At 68.5% G+C, this 16,114-nt stretch carries 11 protein-coding genes; 1 reads left to right on the forward strand and 10 read right to left on the reverse strand.

What is annotated here, in order from left to right:
- Positions 1–190: 190 nt before the first annotated feature.
- From ACKTTN_RS00105 to gap, 10 genes are all read right to left on the reverse strand, one after another.
- A complete protein-coding gene (locus ACKTTN_RS00105; RefSeq protein WP_407907846.1) occupies positions 191–1,201 on the reverse strand; it encodes a class I fructose-bisphosphate aldolase in 1,011 nt (336 codons plus the stop codon).
- A gap of 79 nt (positions 1,202–1,280) precedes the next feature.
- A complete protein-coding gene (gene pyk / locus ACKTTN_RS00110; protein ID WP_407907847.1) occupies positions 1,281–2,747 on the reverse strand; it encodes a pyruvate kinase in 1,467 nt (488 codons plus the stop codon).
- A 70-nt stretch (positions 2,748–2,817) separates the two neighbouring features.
- Complete coding sequence (locus ACKTTN_RS00115) at positions 2,818–5,019, reverse strand: tetratricopeptide repeat protein (RefSeq protein ID WP_407907848.1); 2,202 nt, start codon at positions 5,017–5,019, stop codon at positions 2,818–2,820.
- Entirely contained in the window at positions 5,016–7,052 is a 2,037-nt protein-coding gene (locus tag ACKTTN_RS00120; RefSeq protein ID WP_407907849.1) for a DUF3857 domain-containing protein, read from the reverse strand. Before ACKTTN_RS00120 ends, ACKTTN_RS00115 begins: the two co-directional genes overlap by 4 nt.
- Before the next feature lie 45 nt (positions 7,053–7,097).
- Positions 7,098–7,733, reverse strand: a complete 636-nt coding sequence (locus tag ACKTTN_RS00125; RefSeq protein WP_407907850.1) for an HAD hydrolase-like protein — start codon at positions 7,731–7,733, stop codon at positions 7,098–7,100.
- Positions 7,733–8,905, reverse strand: coding sequence for a phosphoglycerate kinase (locus ACKTTN_RS00130; protein WP_407907851.1), 1,173 nt, complete (start codon positions 8,903–8,905; stop codon positions 7,733–7,735). The genes ACKTTN_RS00125 and ACKTTN_RS00130 overlap by 1 nt, the downstream gene beginning before the upstream one ends.
- Before the next feature lie 90 nt (positions 8,906–8,995).
- Positions 8,996–10,294, reverse strand: a complete 1,299-nt coding sequence (locus tag ACKTTN_RS00135) for a DUF3999 family protein (protein WP_407907852.1) — start codon at positions 10,292–10,294, stop codon at positions 8,996–8,998.
- On the reverse strand, positions 10,291–13,002 hold the full coding sequence (locus tag ACKTTN_RS00140; RefSeq protein ID WP_407907853.1) for a DUF2339 domain-containing protein: 2,712 nt from the start codon (positions 13,000–13,002) through the stop codon (positions 10,291–10,293). Before ACKTTN_RS00140 ends, ACKTTN_RS00135 begins: the two co-directional genes overlap by 4 nt.
- Positions 13,003–13,424: 422 nt before the next feature.
- Positions 13,425–13,853: a hypothetical protein gene (locus ACKTTN_RS00145; protein ID WP_407907854.1), complete on the reverse strand. Its 429-nt coding sequence runs from the start codon at positions 13,851–13,853 to the stop codon at positions 13,425–13,427.
- A gap of 168 nt (positions 13,854–14,021) precedes the next feature.
- Positions 14,022–15,026, reverse strand: a complete 1,005-nt coding sequence (gene gap, locus ACKTTN_RS00150) for a type I glyceraldehyde-3-phosphate dehydrogenase (protein WP_407907855.1) — start codon at positions 15,024–15,026, stop codon at positions 14,022–14,024.
- 118 nt (positions 15,027–15,144) lie between these two features.
- On the opposite strand from gap, the gene ACKTTN_RS00155 reads away from it, so the two are divergent.
- Positions 15,145–15,960, forward strand: coding sequence for a S1/P1 nuclease (locus ACKTTN_RS00155; RefSeq protein ID WP_407907856.1), 816 nt, complete (start codon positions 15,145–15,147; stop codon positions 15,958–15,960).
- Positions 15,961–16,114: the final 154 nt, after the last annotated feature.

The following is a 16,114-nucleotide window of genomic DNA, read 5'->3' on the forward strand; positions in this document are numbered from 1 at the left end:
GATCCGAACAACGAGGGGACCGGGAATTCTATCGGGCGACCGTGTTACGGCCCGTGTCATCGGTACTGGATGGCGTGACACGGTTGGAACGTCGGCGTTGCATGAGCCGCGTCAACGCGACGGCGGGCGGCGCCGCAAATGAAAACGCCGGCACGTGGCCGGCGTCTCCGAATCACGTTGGCGCGAGACGTCAGGCCGCGGCCTGCCACTGGCCGAGCGCAGCCAGCCCGTTGTCGCGGGCGCGGGCGAACACGGTTTCCTGCGCCTTGGCGTAGTTGCCCTGCATGTCCTGCGACCACAGCTTCAGCGCAGCCTGCTGCATGGCGCGACCGTACGAGAACGACAGCGGCCACGGATGCGGGCCGGCGGCGTTCATCGCGTTCAGGTGCGCCGTCGCGTCGGTGTCGGACTGGCCACCCGAGAGGAACACGATGCCCGGCAGCGTCGCCGGCACGGTCGACTTCAGGCAGCGCAGGGTGGACGCGGCGACTTCCTCGATCGACGCCTTCTCCGCCGACTGCGTGCCGTGGATCACCATGGACGCCTTCAGGATCGTGCCCTCGAGCATCACGTTCTGCTCGTACAGCGCGCCGAACAGCGAACGCAGCACGACTTCGGTGACCTCGTAGCAGGTGTCGATGTCGTGCTCGCCATCCATGATGACTTCCGGCTCGACCATCGGCACCAGGCCCTGCTCCTGGCAGAGCGCGGCGTAGCGCGCCAGCGCGTGGCTGTTGGCCTCGATGCAGGTGCCGGTCGGGATGTCGTCGCCGATGTTGATCACCGCGCGCCACTTGGCGAAGCGGGCGCCGAGCTTGTAGTACTCCTCGAGGCGACCGCGCAGGCCGTCGAGGCCTTCGGTCACCACCTCGCCGGGGAAGCCGGCCAGCGGCACCGGGCCCTTGTCGACCTTGATGCCCGGGATGATCCCGTTGGCCATCATGACCTGGGTGAACGGCCTGCCGTCCTTGGTCGACTGGCGGATCGTCTCGTCGAACAGGATCGCGCCCGACAGGTACTGGCCGATGTTCGGCGCCGTCAGCAGCAGCTCGCGGTACGCGCGACGGTTTTCCTCGGTGTTCTCGATGCCGACGCCCGCAAAGCGCTTGGCGCAGGTGGCGTTGGATTCGTCGATCGCGATGATGCCCTTGCCCGGGGCGACCATGGCCTGGGCGGTTTCGGCAAGCTGTTCGATGCTCATGGGGTCCGTGCGCGCTGGAAACAGGGGCCGGCATTATACCGGCCGCGCTGACTACGATTTCAGCGGCACCGGAAAGGGGTTACAGCTCCCCGAGCCCTTCCGCCCTGCCGTTCGCCCCCACCTGTAGCAGGCGCAGCGTATTGGTCGCGCCGTGCTGATGCATGATCTCGCCGCTGGTGAACACCAGCCGGTCGCCCTCGGCCAGCAGGCCGCGATCGAACAGCATCTTGGCGGCGGCGCGCGCGGCGATGCCGGCGGTCATGCCGGTACTGTCGAAACCTAGCGCCGTGACGTCGCGCATGAGGCACATCTTGCGACGCGCATCGTCCTGTGTGGACAGGGCGATGATCGGCGCGGGCGAGCGGAAGCGCGAGAGGAAGCGCGCGGTGCCACCCGACTCCGTCATCGCGACGATCGCACGCACGCCGATGTGTTCGGACAGGAACATCGCCGCCATCGCGATCGCCTGGTCGGAACGATCGAGCCCGCGCGGCGCCTTCTCGAAGTTGGTGTCGTGGTCGAACTGGCGCTCGGCGCCCATGCAGATCCGATCCATCGCCTGCACCGCTTTCAGCGGGTACTTACCGGCGGCGGATTCCTGCGACAGCATCACGGCATCGGTCCCGTCGATCACCGAGTTGGCGACATCGAGTACTTCCGCGCGCGTCGGGATCGGGCTGTCGACCATCGACTGCAGCATCTGCGTCGCGGTGATGACGACACGGTTGGATGCAAGCGCCTCGCGGATGATCTTCTTCTGCAGGCCGGGAAGCTCGGCGTCGCCGATTTCCACGCCGAGGTCGCCGCGCGCGACCATCACCACGTCGCTGGCTTCGACGATTTCACGCAGGTTCTCGATCGCTTCGGCGCGCTCGATCTTGGATACCAGCGCCGCATCGCTACCCGCTTCGCGCGCAATGCGCCGCGCGTCGTGCATGTCCTGCGCATTGCGACAGAACGACACGGCGATGAAGTCGACGCCGATGTCCGCCGCGATCTTGATGAGTTCCTCGTCCTTGGGCGTCAGCGCACCAAGCGACAGACCGCCGCCCTGCTTGTTGAGGCCCTTGCGATTGGATAGCGCACCATCGTTGAGCACCGTCGAAATGATGCGCTCGCCTTCGACGCGATCGACCTGCAGCTGCAGCATGCCGTCGTCGAGCAGCAGCACGTCGCCAGCCTCCACGTCACCCGGCAAACCGAGATAGCTGACGCCGACCTCGCGCGTAGTACCGAGCGGCGCGTCGTCGCGCGCAACCAAGTCGAAGCGATCGCCCGCTTTCAACTCGACCCGGTCGTTCTCGAACTTCTCGATGCGGATCTTGGGGCCGGGAAGATCGGCGAGGATGCCGATCTCGCGCCCGACGCGCGCCGCTGCTTCGCGCACTGCATGCGCCCGCGCGACCTGCGCGGACGGATCGCCGTGCGAGAAGTTGAGGCGAACACAGTCGACCCCCGCTTCGATCAGACGGTCGAGAACCCCCGGCGGATCGGTCGCCGGGCCGAGCGTGGCAAGGATCTTGGTGCGGCGCGTGGTGTGTGTCATGCGGCGGCAGGTTTCGGAACGATCACCGAAACCTAGCACGCCGTCATGGCCGCACGCGCGGCAATCGATTTCAGAGCTGCTTGGCGTCGGACTCGATGTAGGGCTTGCCGGCCTTGTAGAGGTCGAGCCGCGCCTGCATCCCCTTTCGCGTCGCGTCGAACGTCGTGCCAGCCGGGAGTGCATCGAGTGCGAGCGACTGCACGCGCGAGGCTTCCGCGTAGTTGCCGCCGGCGGCATGACAGGCGGCGACCGTATCCCGATGGCCCGGTTGCAGCAGGCGTACGTCGCCCAGCCGCTGCGCCACCGAGAGACCCGCCTTCGGATCACGGACAGCGGCGTCGGACGAAACGCACAGGCGCCACGCGAGATCGTTCGTCGCGAGTTCCGATCCGGCCGCATCCGCTTCGCGCAGCAACGAGAGGCCGCGGCTACGCTCGGCCGGCGATGATTGCGCGAGTAGCCAGATGCCGTATCGCGCCTTCGCATCCGCGCTGCCGGCGCTTGCCGCCTTCTGCAACCAGGCGACCGCGGTGCTCGCGTCCGCTTTGCCGAACGCGCCATTCATCAAGGCGCTTGCGAGCTGCAACTGCGACTTCGCGTCGCCTCGATTTGCGTCCTGCTCGAGAAGGCGACGCGCACGAACTGGATCCGGCTTCACGCCGCGTCCGTCGATGAGCATGGCCGACAACGCGCGGCGCGCCGCCGGCAACTCGGGTGCGAGCTGTTCGTACGTTTGGGCCGCTTCTTCGGCCGTCCCCGCGCCAGGAAGGTTCTGCTCCTTCATCCCGGCCAGCATCATCAAGGCGTCGACGTTGCCGCGGATGACGCTCGCGCTCAGCCAGTAGTGCGCGGCATCGTAGTCCCTCGCCAGCAGACTGCGATAAGCCAGCACCTGCGACGCGCCGTCGTCACCGCCGATCGCGGCGTCGCGCAGCATCGCGTTCGTCGCGTCGGTGATCGTGCCCGTGCGCATGCGTCGGGTCGCGACGACGCGCATCGACTCCGGATCGCCGGCCAGTGCGGCCCGCTCGCGCAGCGCATCCGCCTCGGGCGACTTGACGGCCTCGGCGAGCGACGCAAGCAGGTCCAAGCCGCGGCCGGTGCGATTGTTCTCCGCTGCTTCTAGGAACGCGCGATCGGCTCCCGTGGGCATCGCCTTGGCTGCGTCGGCGCGCCGGACGATTTCGATCGCGCGCGCCTGGGGATTGCCGGCTTTCTCGGCCATAGTGACGCGCTCTGCGAGCCACGCCGGCCACTTCTCACCGCGCAGGAGCATGACCGCGCCGACCAGCACGCTGCCGCCGTCCTTCGCCCACGTCCTGTCCGCCGATTCAAGAAGCGTGCGCGCGCTCGCCTCGTCGGCCTTGACGCCGATGCCGCGCAGGTACGCGAGCGCGAGGTCGGTGCGTGCCAGGGCGTGACCCTTTTCCGCGAGCGGCAGCAGTGCGTCGACGAGACCATCCGCGCACCCGTCGAATTGGTGCTCGCTGCACAGCTCCAGCCATGACTGGATCGAGAGCAACCCCCCGCGTGCTGCGCCGCCCTTCAGCTGATCGCGCTTGGCATGTACGTCGGTCTCGCCCCAGGCCGCGCGGGCGCTCAGCGCGTCTGCGGACGCCGTATCGTCACCACTCCACGAATCGAGGAACGCGTGCGCGATGGCGAATCGGTCGACCGGATAACCACGGAGCTTGCTGTCGCTGGTCAGCTGCGCCAGCGTGTCGACCCAGTCGAATTCCAACTGCTGCTCGAGGCCCGTTTCGCGATCGAACACGACGACGGTGCGCGGGTAGTAGCGATTGACGTGGATGCTCGCGTAGTACGCATAGCGTTCCTCGTAACCGGCCGCGCTCACGAACGCCATGACGTCCTCGGGTCGCACGACGCGCAGCGGGGGCGCTCCGACACCGTGTCCGCTCCGCTCCACGGCATATCGGGTCAAGGCACCCAGCGTGTTCAGTTCGCGGTCGGCGCGCACCGCATCCTTGCGTGTTTCGGCGCAAAGCAGCGCCGCGTGTCGAAGCGCGATGCCCACGGGCGCGGCGTCGATCGCCTTGTCCAGCGCCGCGCCCGCGTCGCGACAGCCATCCGCATCGACGCGTACGCCGTCGTAGCCGACGTCGCCGAGCACCTGGTACGCCTTGTTGACCTCGTCGTACGCGCCGCGCGAAAAGAAGTCGCTCCACGCCTTGGCGGCATCGAACGCGGGTGCAGCATTCGCGACCGACGTGACGGCCGACAGCAGGGCGATCGCGATGACATGTCGCTTCACTGATGGTTCTCCTTCAAGGCGTCGCGCAGGAGCGCTTTCAGGCGATCCTCGCGCTGGCTTGCGTCGATGGCTGCGGGTGTCTGGAAGCGCAAACGGATGGAAAGATCGTCCCGCAGCGCCTGGAGCATCTCGAGGTGCGGAGCGACATCGCTCGCGTCGAGGTCGGGGCGCTTGATGTCGAGGTCATAGGCGACGCTGACCGTCGCGCCGTCACGCACCACGCTCCGCGAGTACGCCATGGCCTGCGAGTCGCGCTTGAGGTTCTCGTCGGAAAACAGCGGGCTCCATTGCGTGGGAACCACGACGTCAACGCGATGCACGAAGCGACCCCGGTTGCCGACGTGCAGCGGTCCGCTGCGATCGAGGCGGGACGGCAGCGCCGCCGCGGAGTCGAGCACTTCGGCGTAAAGGTCGACTGCGCGCGTACTGCCGCTCGCGTCCGCGAATGGCGTCGGCAGGCGGTAGCTCTCGCGCACGACGAGCACGTTCGACCGCCGGTCGTCTCGGATCTGCGGCAAGCCCTGTGCATCCGCCTTGCGATAGTGCTTGCCGTAGTAGTCGGCATAGCGCCTGGCCGTTTCGTCGATGCCTTCGCCCGCCAGGCGGCGTCGCGCGTCGTCGGCGTCGCCACCGCGGTACGTGGTCTCGACGGTCAACAGTGCGGCGTCACCGCCCGTGGCGATCTCGAAACGTTCGTGCGATTCGATCGCGTCCTCGGGGTGCGCAGGCGGCGCGACGGCCTCCGTCGCCACGGTGCCGGCGTCGATCGGGAGCGCGACGCCGAGCATGCTCAGGTCGACATTGCGGGGGTCGCCGCCCTGCTGGTCGATGGTGGGATCGAGCCACACCGCCGCATCACCGATTCGCGCACGCACGATCACGTGATCGAACACGTCGCCGGACGGCACGTAGTCGCGGATCGCGGCGGCACTGCTGGTCGATACGAGCGCAGGCACCGCGGGAATGTCGAGGCGGCCCAGCAAGGTCGACAACAGGTAGGCCTTGTCCTTGCAGTCGCCGAGATGCCGCGTCCATGTGTCGGACGGTGCATGCGGGCGGTGCGAGGATTCGCCCATTTCAAGGCCGAAATACCGCACCTCGTCCTGCACCGCGCGAAGGGCGGCGGTCATGCGCGTAACGGGATCGCCGATCTTTTTCCACTCGACGATGCGGGCTTCCAGATCCGCGGGCAGCGGAGCAGTGACCGCCGGGTATAACGGCAATGCCCAGCGCACGACGTCTGCCCAGGTTTGCGCGCGGCCGATCTGGAATGCGGGATAAGGCTGCTTGCCCGGCGGCTCGTTACCCGGGTCCTGCATCGCCGCGACGCCATGCCGCTCGAACGACGCGACGACGCCTTCCGGCGTAGTGTCGATGCGTGGCGCCTCCACGCCGTTCTCGCGATGCACGGCGAGCTGCGTACCACGATCGAAGAGCATGCGCGTGCGGACGTCCAGTACCGGACTTTCGTAGCCGGCCAGCAGCCAGTCGGTGTCCTGCTCGCCGAGCACGGGGTTACGGCCGTCGACCGTGTACGCGATGCGCACCTGGTCTCCGACGCGTACATCGTCGAGCACGATCAGGGCGGTCACGCTGCCGTCGGCGAGGTCCTTCTCGAACTCGCCTTCGCGCCGCGCGAGCGAGATGCGCGCCGGCTCCAGTCGCGACGACCAGTGCCCCGCGCGGCGAAGTTCGACGCGATGGATGGTCAGCGTCTGGTACTCGGGATTGAAGTCGATCTGGAAGCGACCGGCATCGCCCAATAGCGATGGCGAGAGCGGCTCGTACACGGTGTCGCTGTAAACGCGTTCCGAGCCACCGCGATGATCGACCTGCCGGTCGTACATCCAGTAGCGCCAGCGCCCCTCGGCGGCGCCCGGCGTATTCGCCGGCCACGTCGCTGGCACGTCGGCGATCCGCACGAATGCGGGGGCCGGCCCCGTGGAGAAACGGTATTGCCCGTGAACGTGCTCGTCCGCGCGCGCGTGAAACACCAGCGACGCCATGAGCGCCGCGCACCACCACTTCCGCATGCCAGTCCCCTGCACGACGCTGACAGTGCGTCGTCCCCGGGGAAATTATGCGGCGATCGCGAGGAGTTTGTCCGGGCGGTCCACCAGCACCGACGCCCCCGCCGAACGCAGTTCCGCCTCGTCGCCGAAGCCCCACAGCACCCCCACGCCGCGCATGCCGTGATGCACGGCGCCCTCCATGTCCATGCGGCGGTCGCCGATCATGGTGCAGTCGCGCGGGTCGGCGCCGAGGCGTTGCAGTGCTTCGGCAATGAGCTCCGGTTTATGGCTGATGCGCCCGTCGAGAGTGGCGCCGACGATGTCGACGAAGCGATCAGCGAACGGAAGGCTGGCGATGATCTTGCGCGCGTGCGGCTCGTTCTTGGCGGTGACGACGGCGAGCCGGTGACCGCGGGCATGCAACGCGTCGATCGCGTCGGCAACGCCGTCGTACACGGTGTGCTCGGTCCAGCCTTGCGTTTCGAAACGCTCGAGGTAGTGCGTCACCGCCTGCTCGACGCGCGCTTCGTCCTTCAGCACCGGTGTGAAGCTCACCCGTAGCGACGGCCCGATCCAGCTGCGCAGCGTCGATTCGTTCGGCACGGGCTCGCCGACGCGTTCGAACGCGTGCGCCATGCAACGGGTGATGCCGACGGCCGAGTCGATCAGCGTGCCGTCGAGGTCGAACAGCAGCGTCGCCATCAGGCGCGCGCAGCGAGTGCGGCGACCGCCGGAAGCGTCTTGCCTTCGAGGAATTCGAGGAACGCGCCGCCGCCGGTCGAGATGTACGACACGTCGCCCGCAATGCCGTACTTGTCGACCGCCGCCAACGTGTCGCCGCCGCCCGCGATCGAGAACGCGTTGCTGTCGGCGATCGCGCGCGCCAGCGCTTCCGTGCCCTTGCCGAACGCGTCGAACTCGAACACGCCGACCGGCCCGTTCCACACCACCGTGCCGGCGCTGCGGATCAGGTCGGCATAGCGCGCGGCGGTCTGCGGGCCGATGTCGAGGATCATGTCGTCTTCGCCCACGGCGTCGACCGCCTTCACGGTCGCCGGCGCATCGGCCTTGAATTCGGGTGCGACGACGACGTCGACGGGCAGCGGGATTTCCGCGCCGCGCGCCTTTGCCTGTTCGATGATGGACGTCGCGGTGTCGACGAGGTCGCGCTCGACCAGCGACTTGCCGACGCCGTGTCCCATCGCCGCGATGAACGTATTGGCGATGCCGCCGCCGACGATCAGCTGGTCGACGCGCGGCACGAGGTTGCCGAGCAGTTCGAGCTTGGTCGACACCTTCGAGCCGGCGACGATCGCGAGCAACGGACGCGCCGGATGTTCGAGCGCCTTGGCCAGTGCATCGAGTTCCGCCATCAGCAGCGGGCCGCCACAGGCGACCTTCGCCTGGCGGATCACGCCGTGCGTCGAGGCCTGCGCGCGGTGCGCGGTGCCGAACGCGTCCATGACGAACACGTCGCAGAGGGCCGCATACGCGTTCGACAGGGTCTCGTCGTCCTTGCCCTCGCCGACATTCATGCGGCAGTTCTCGAGCATCACGATCTCACCGGGTGTCACGTCCACGCCGGCAACCCAGTCGCGAACCAGCGGCACGTCGACGCCGAGCAGCTCCGACACGCGCTTCGCGACCGGCGCCAGCGAATCCTCATCGCTGAATACGCCTTCCTTCGGGCGGCCGAGGTGCGACATCACCATCACCGCGGCGCCCTTCGCCAGCGCCATGCGTAGTGTCGGCAACGCGGCGGCGATGCGCTGCTCGGACGTGATGCGGCCGTCGGCGATCGGCACGTTCAGATCCTCGCGGATCAGTACGCGCTTGCCGGCGAGGTCGAGGTCGGACATGCGGAGGATGGACATGGCTGGTCTCTTGAAGGGATGCGGGTCGCGCGACGGCGGGCCGTCGCCGGTCGGCGAAGCCGCCTATTGTCGTCGCTGCGGCGCGTCGCGTCAGTCGGCGGTGCGCTGCGGCTCGCGGAGCACCCGCAGCGCGAACGTGCCGACGGCGAGCACGCCAAGGCCCAGCACCGCCCACAGGCCCCACGTTTTCCAGTCGCGGACCGGGGCGAGCGCGGCGTCGCCCGCCCGCTGGGCCGACGGACCGAGACGGGCCAACGCCGGCGCGCCAGCGGCATCGCGAAGCGCGACCTGCACGGGCCGCGACTCGCGGCGTTGGCGCCGGCTTCCGGCGACAAGCGCGTAAGGCGGACGCCCGCCCGCAACAAACGTGACGCGCTCGGGCAGGTAACCGAGTTTCAGCGTCGGCGCGTCGCCCGCGCCCTGCGGCACCAGGCGCCAGTAGCGATCGCGCACCGGCATGTCGAACACGCGCGCCGGCGAACGGCCGGCACCCACGCGGTAGACGATCCAGTACGGCACGCGGTCGACCCAATGCGCCTGCGGCGTGTCGCGACTCTGCAGATGCCACGTGCGAACGTCGTTGCCCGCACCGTCGACGTCGACCCAGCGCACCGGATAGCGGCCGTCGGTCTGGAACTCGAAGGCGCCATCGGCGTTCGCGCGAGGCGCGAGCGTGCGCCACACCGGCGCACGTTGCGGGCTCGACGTCCAGATCGCATCGATGCCGGTGATGTCGGGGAGCGCGCGGCTCGTGTCGTCGGGCACCAGCCGCAGGAAGCGCGGATGTTCGACACCCGCCTCGATCGCAAGGCGTCGCATCCGCAGGCCGTGCGCGCCTTCGCGCAGGTCGACCAGCCGACCGCGCCCGAGCTCGTACCAGTGGTCGAAATCGGTGCTGCCTTCCACGCGGTAGCCGCTGTCGAAGTTCGCGCCCGGACGCCAGCTGACGTCGAGGGCGATCGGCGACTCGCGCAGCGCCGCGGCATCGATCAGCAACGTCGTCGCCGGTCGCACGGTGTCGACCGCAGACGATCGGAGGCCGCGTAGCCGACCGTCCGCGTCCACCTCGGCGATCACGCGCCAGTCGCTGCCCGCCGTTGTGCCCGGCGCGGGCATGCGGTACCACGGCAACGCACGGCGCTGCTCGCTCGCCTGTGCGGCAGGTGCGAGCACATCCGCCGGCACCGGGCGGCCCGCGGCATCAAGTACGTCGAGGTCACCGAGATCCGCACGCTGGACGGCTGCGTAGACTTCGGGCGTGAGCTCGACTGTGTAGGCGCCGGCGGGTGCGGCCGGCACGACGACCGGCCACTGCCGCGCGTAGTCGGCATCCGCGGCGAACGCGAACGTCGTCGCGGATGCGAGCAGTACCGCGATCACGCGCTTCATGCCGTCACCTCCGTGTCGTCGGGTGGAACCGGTGCGAGATAACCCACCGCCGTGCACAACAGGCCGAAGGCGATGAACGAGCCGATGCCGAGCAGGTTGCCGAGGTACTGGCGATCGATCAGCACGAGCTTGGCGAGTACCACGCCCATCAGCACGGCGCCCACCGTCCACAGCCCGCGACGATGTCCACGCGAGCCGGCGACCCACGCCGCCATGCCGATCACGCTCCACAGCACGGTGAGCGACGTCTGCACGAGGCCGGTCGAGAACATCGACGTCGACCACGCCACGCCACCCCAGTGATGCGAGGCGCGCAACACGACGGACGTTGCGAACACGAACGCCGCGCCGGCCAGCCACGAGCGCAGAAGGGGCTCGTCGTCGAACGCACGCCATGCGAGCAGCAGGCCCGCGAGCTGGATGAGTTCGACGGCGTCGAACAGCGGCACGTACGGCAGCGGCGACATCGACCCTTCGCGCACGAGACCGACCACGAAGAACCCGGCGAGCACGAGTGCGAACGCGGCCTGCAGGTTGCCGCGCCAGGCGTCGAAGTCGTCGCCGAACGGCACCGCGATCCGCTCCGGCCGCAGCAGTGCGATCGCAGTGACTGCGAGCCACGGCAGCGCGGTGGCGGCGAAGCGCCAGGCGTCGCCGACGTCGGCCTGCTGGGCGATGCGCAGCAGTGCCAGCGACGACACCAATGCGATCGATGCCAGCCAGCCGATATGCGTCCAGCCGCGAACGCGGGAGCCGACATCGCGCAGGCAGGTCAGCACGCGCCAGGCGACGACGACATCCACCAGCCACGCCACCGCACCGAGACCGGCGAGCGGCTGGCCGCGTTCATTGACCTGCCAGCACGCGAACGCGATCGGCAGCAGCAATGCGATCGACGCGGTGAGATGCAGTGCGCCCGCGTCGCGGCGACGCGCAACCTCGGCGGCGAGCAGGCCGGTGCCGAGGACGAGCAGCATCACCGCGTCGACGACGTGATGCGGATCGACGCTGCGATCGGCCTCCCACAATCCCGCGCCGAGCCACCACGCCAGACCCCAGAGGTAGGCGCCGACGGCGATGCCGTCCTGGTCGTGCCGACGCGCGGCGAACGCGGTCGCGAAGCCGCCGACCGCGATGAGCAGCGCCGTCATGAACGTGCCGTTGAACACGGCCGGCCCGATGACGTGCTGGTCGAACGCGCTACCGAACGCGCCCAGCGCCGCGACCTGCAACGCCAGCCCCGCCATCTGCGGCAACGGGCGCGACTGCCGCAAGCCAAGCCAGACGAGGCCGGCGCCTTCGAGCGCGAAGATCGCGGCGGTCGCGCGCGCGGAAAGCGCGAGCGGGACGGCCAGCGTCGAGAAGCCGACGGCCAGCACCGCGTACGGCGCAATGAGGTCCGCAAATGCCTTCTGACGGCGCAGCAAAGCGGCCAGCGCCACGTACATCGCACCCAGCCCCAGTGCGCAGAACGCGAGTTCCATGCGGTCGCCGCGGAGCATCGCCGCCTGCAGCACGAACGCCACCAGCGGCGTGCCGAAGATCAGGCTGCCGTCGAAGATCCGCCGCTGCGGCGGGGCCTTGGCCGCCGCGTACAGGATGGGGATCGCGACATACATCGCGAAGAACAGCAACAGGAACGGCTCCGTGGTGCGGAAGTCTTCCGGCCGGTACTGCAACGCGCCCCACAGGCTGCCGATGCCGAACGTAAACGCGAAGCCCAGCAGGTTGAGCAGGCGCCACGGCCGTCGCCATGCGATCGCGACGATGCCGGCGTTGAGCACGGCGTAATAGCCGAACAATGCGACGTGGTTGCCCTGCCCGGTCGACAACCATATGGGCGCGAGGAAACCGGCCAGCACGCCGAGCACCGCGAGCGCGAGCGATTCCTGCCGCACCGCGAGCACCCCGAGCCCCGCGACCAGCGCGACGCTGATGCCGAATGCCGCGCCCGCCGGAATGAAGTGGTACAGCTTGAACGCCGCGAAGGTGACCAGCAGCAGCACACCGATCGCACCGCCCTGCAGCGCGAGACCGAACGGACGCCGCGCCTCGCGCTGGCGCCAGCCGAACACGAGCCCGCCGATCGCCGCGAGCGCGACACCTGCAAGGCGCATCTCGATCGGAACGTGCAACTTGCCCTGGTCGACCGCGTACTTGAGCAACGCCGCGACGCCGGCGAACAGCACGAGCACGCCGACCTTGACCGGCACGTTGCCTTCGGTGAACCAGCGACGCACGGTGTCGACCAGATCGTCGACGCGTGTGTCGCGTGCGTAACCGGGGTCGGAATCGGCGTAGGTACGCGGTGGGGCTGGCGACGCGGACATCGCGACCGGACGCACTGGCGGCAACGGTGGCGGCACCGCGGCGTCCGCAGCGAGCGGCGCGACCGGCTCCGGCTCGCGCGAGCGGGCCGGCGGTGTCGGGGTCGGTGCGGCGGCCGATGGCGGCGACTGTTGCAGCAACTCGGACAGCGTCGGCTCGGGCGCGGCCGTCGGTGCCGGTGCCGGTGTCGGTGCGGTGCGCACAGAGGGCGTCGGCGCTGCCTCCGCGACGGGCGCGACGGCGCTATGTCGCAACCACGCGACCTCCGACTCCAGCTTCGCCACCCGGTGACGCAGGCCGGCCACCCAGACCCACAACAGGATCATCAGCACCGGTACGCCGAGTGCCACGAGTACCGCGAGCATCACCACGCTTTCCATCGTCCCCTCCGGCTTCCCCGGCCGCGCGGGAACGGTAGCACGGGGGTTTTGGGCCGCTGGGCGACGTCCCTACCCGCTGGGAGTGGTATCAACGATGCGGTGTGGCTGCGTTTTCCGGGTTGCTTCTTCGCGGCGCGCGCGTTCGCAGCGCCAGTCGTCGCCCCAGAGACCAGGCTCGCTCCGCCTGCGACTGCGCGATGCAGGAGTCGTTGCGGCCAATAGACGCCGCCATTGACGACGGCGATGACCAGCCGACGACGCCTCGGACCATCGATACCCGCCTTGTCGCAGGGCGCTGACGGACCGACTGCATCGCTCCGCGCCAACATCATCCCGCATGGGCGCCAACAACTCCGACACGACGACGCAAAAAGAAACGCCCCGCGCTTGCAGGGCGTTTCTTGCAATTCAGACGATACCGGTCAATCGCGGTAACCGTCCTCGGTCGCGTCGTACTCGATCTTGATGAGCAGCTTCTGGCCGTCGAAATCGGACTGGTTGGTGAAAACCAGTCGACCGAGATGCTTGAGCGCACATTCGGTGCGGACCTTGTCGCCGCCGAAATGGAACGGAATGAACGACTTTCCGGTCATGTACTCGCCGCAGTCGGCGTCATGCGTCGTCTTGTCACCAAGGATGTCGCCCACCTGCTTGAACGACATCCCGATCTCGAGCTTCGCGAACGGGCTGCCGGGAATCTCGGTACCGACGATCTCGCCTTCCACGTCGTGACGCCCTGTCACTTCGCGGCTGGGCGGCTCGTCCGAATCCTTCTTCTTGGCCTCGGCCGTTGCAGCGGCCGACACGGCCACCAGCGCCACCATGCAGGCGGCGAGCGTCTTTCGTGACATGACATCTCCCTGATGATTTTCGAATGCGCGTCCGCGCCGGCGAAGTATGTGCAGCGACATCGCGCTCGACAAGACGGAACACGGCCCGGCGCACCGTCGGAAAAATCCGGTCGCATCAACGACGAACCCCGCCATCGGCGGGGTCCGTTGCACAACGATGGACGCGAATCAGCCGCGCGCGACGACGCGCACCATCTCGAGGCACTTGTTCGAATAGCCCCATTCGTTGTCGTACCACGCGACGAGCTTGACGAACGTCGGGTCGAGCGCGATGCCGGCTTCGGCGTCGAAGATCGACGTGCGTGCGTCGCCGCGGAAATCGGTGGCGACGACCTTGTCCTCGGTATAGCCGAGCACGCCCTTCAGCGCGCCCTCGCTCTGCGCCTTCATCTCCGCGCAGATCTCGGCGTAGCTCGCCGGCTTGTCGAGTTCGACGGTGAGGTCGACCACCGACACGTCCGAGGTCGGCACGCGGAAGCTCATGCCGGTGAGCTTCTTGTTGAGCTCGGGGATCACCACGCCGACCGCCTTGGCCGCGCCGGTGCTGGACGGGATGATGTTCTCGAGGATGCCGCGGCCGCCGCGCCAGTCCTTGTTGGACGGGCCGTCGACCGTCTTCTGCGTCGCGGTCGCCGCGTGCACGGTGGTCATCAGGCCGCGCTTGATGCCCCACTTGTCGTTGAGCACCTTCGCCAGCGGCGCGAGGCAGTTCGTGGTGCACGACGCGTTCGAGATGATCGCCTCGCCCGCGTACTTCCGGTGGTTCACGCCGAAGACGAACATCGGCGTGTCGTCCTTCGACGGCGCCGACAGGATCACCTTCTTCGCGCCGGCATCCAGATGCTTCTGCGCGGTGGCCTTGTCTAGGAACAGTCCGGTCGATTCGATGACGACGTCGGCGCCCACTTCGTTCCACTTGAGGTTGGCCGGATCGCGTTCCTGGGTCAGGCGGATCGTCTTGCCGTTGACGACGAGCTGGCCGTTCTCGATCGACACGTCGCCCTTGAAGCGGCCGTGCACGGAGTCGTACTGCAGCATGTAGGCGAGGTAGTCCGGCTCGAGCAGGTCGTTGATGGCGACGATCTGGATGTCGTCACCGAAGTTCTGCACGGCCGAACGCAGCACGTTGCGGCCGATGCGGCCGAAGCCGTTGATGCCTACCTTGATCGTCATGTGGGGAGCTCCTGCGGGGCCGGCGACGGCCGGAAACAGTCGCGCATTCTAGCAGGGCGCCTGAACGGCCTTCGGCCCGCACTCGGCCGCTCGCAGGGCCTCGCGTAACATTGCGCGGATGACCCGTCGACTGCTCGCCGCCACCCTTCTCTTCTGCCTCGCTTCGCCCGCGTTCGCGTGGGGCGCGCTGGGCCATCGCCTGGTCGCCGACCTCGCGCAGGACGAACTCACACCGCAGGCGCGCCGCGAAGTCGATGCACTGCTGAAAGGCGAAAAGGAGCCGACCCTCGCCGGCGTCGCCAACTGGGCCGACGAGCTGCGCGCGAACGATCCCGACCTCGGCAAGCGCAGTTCGAAGTGGCATTACGCCGACATCGCCGAGAACGGCTGCGGCGCCTACGAGCCGCCGCGCGACTGCCCCAACGGCGACTGCGTGATCGAGGCGATCCGCGCCCAGACCGCGATCCTCGCCGACCACTCGCAGTCGATCGACGCGCGTCGCCAGGCGCTGAAGTTCGTCGTGCATTTCATCGGCGACGTGCACCAGCCGCTGCATGCGGCGTTCGCCCGCGACAAGGGCGGCAACACCGTGCAGGTGCGCATCCCGCAGGCCGACGGCACTGAAAAGGGCGGCAACCTGCATTCGTTGTGGGACAGCGGCCTGGTCAACCTGACCGGCCTCGACGAGCCGGCCTACCTCGCCAGGCTGCGCGCGCTGCCCTTGGCCGTCGACATTCCGGCGCACGTGCTGCCGCCGAATTCGCCGGCGTGGGCGCAGCAGTCGTGCCGTATCGCCACGCGACCGGGCGTCTACCCGCCGGGCCCGGAGATCGACGCCGCCTACGTCGCGCAGTTCACTCCCCTGATCGACGAACAGCTTCGTCGCGGCGGCACCCATCTGGCACAGGTCCTCAACGCCGTCCTCGGCCACTGAGACTGTCGCTGACCGGCGAGATGTGACGCAGCGGGCGATGCGACACGCCGTTCGCGGCGGTCGCGCGTCCCCACGGCCGTTCGACCACTTGTGCGCAGCCCCGGGGGGTTTACTCTTGCCGTTCGCGGCGTCCCCGGGGGAGCGTCGGCGGGGG

It is taken from the genome of Lysobacter claricitrinus, assembly GCF_045866565.1.
Lineage (GTDB): Bacteria > Pseudomonadota > Gammaproteobacteria > Xanthomonadales > Xanthomonadaceae > Cognatilysobacter > Cognatilysobacter claricitrinus.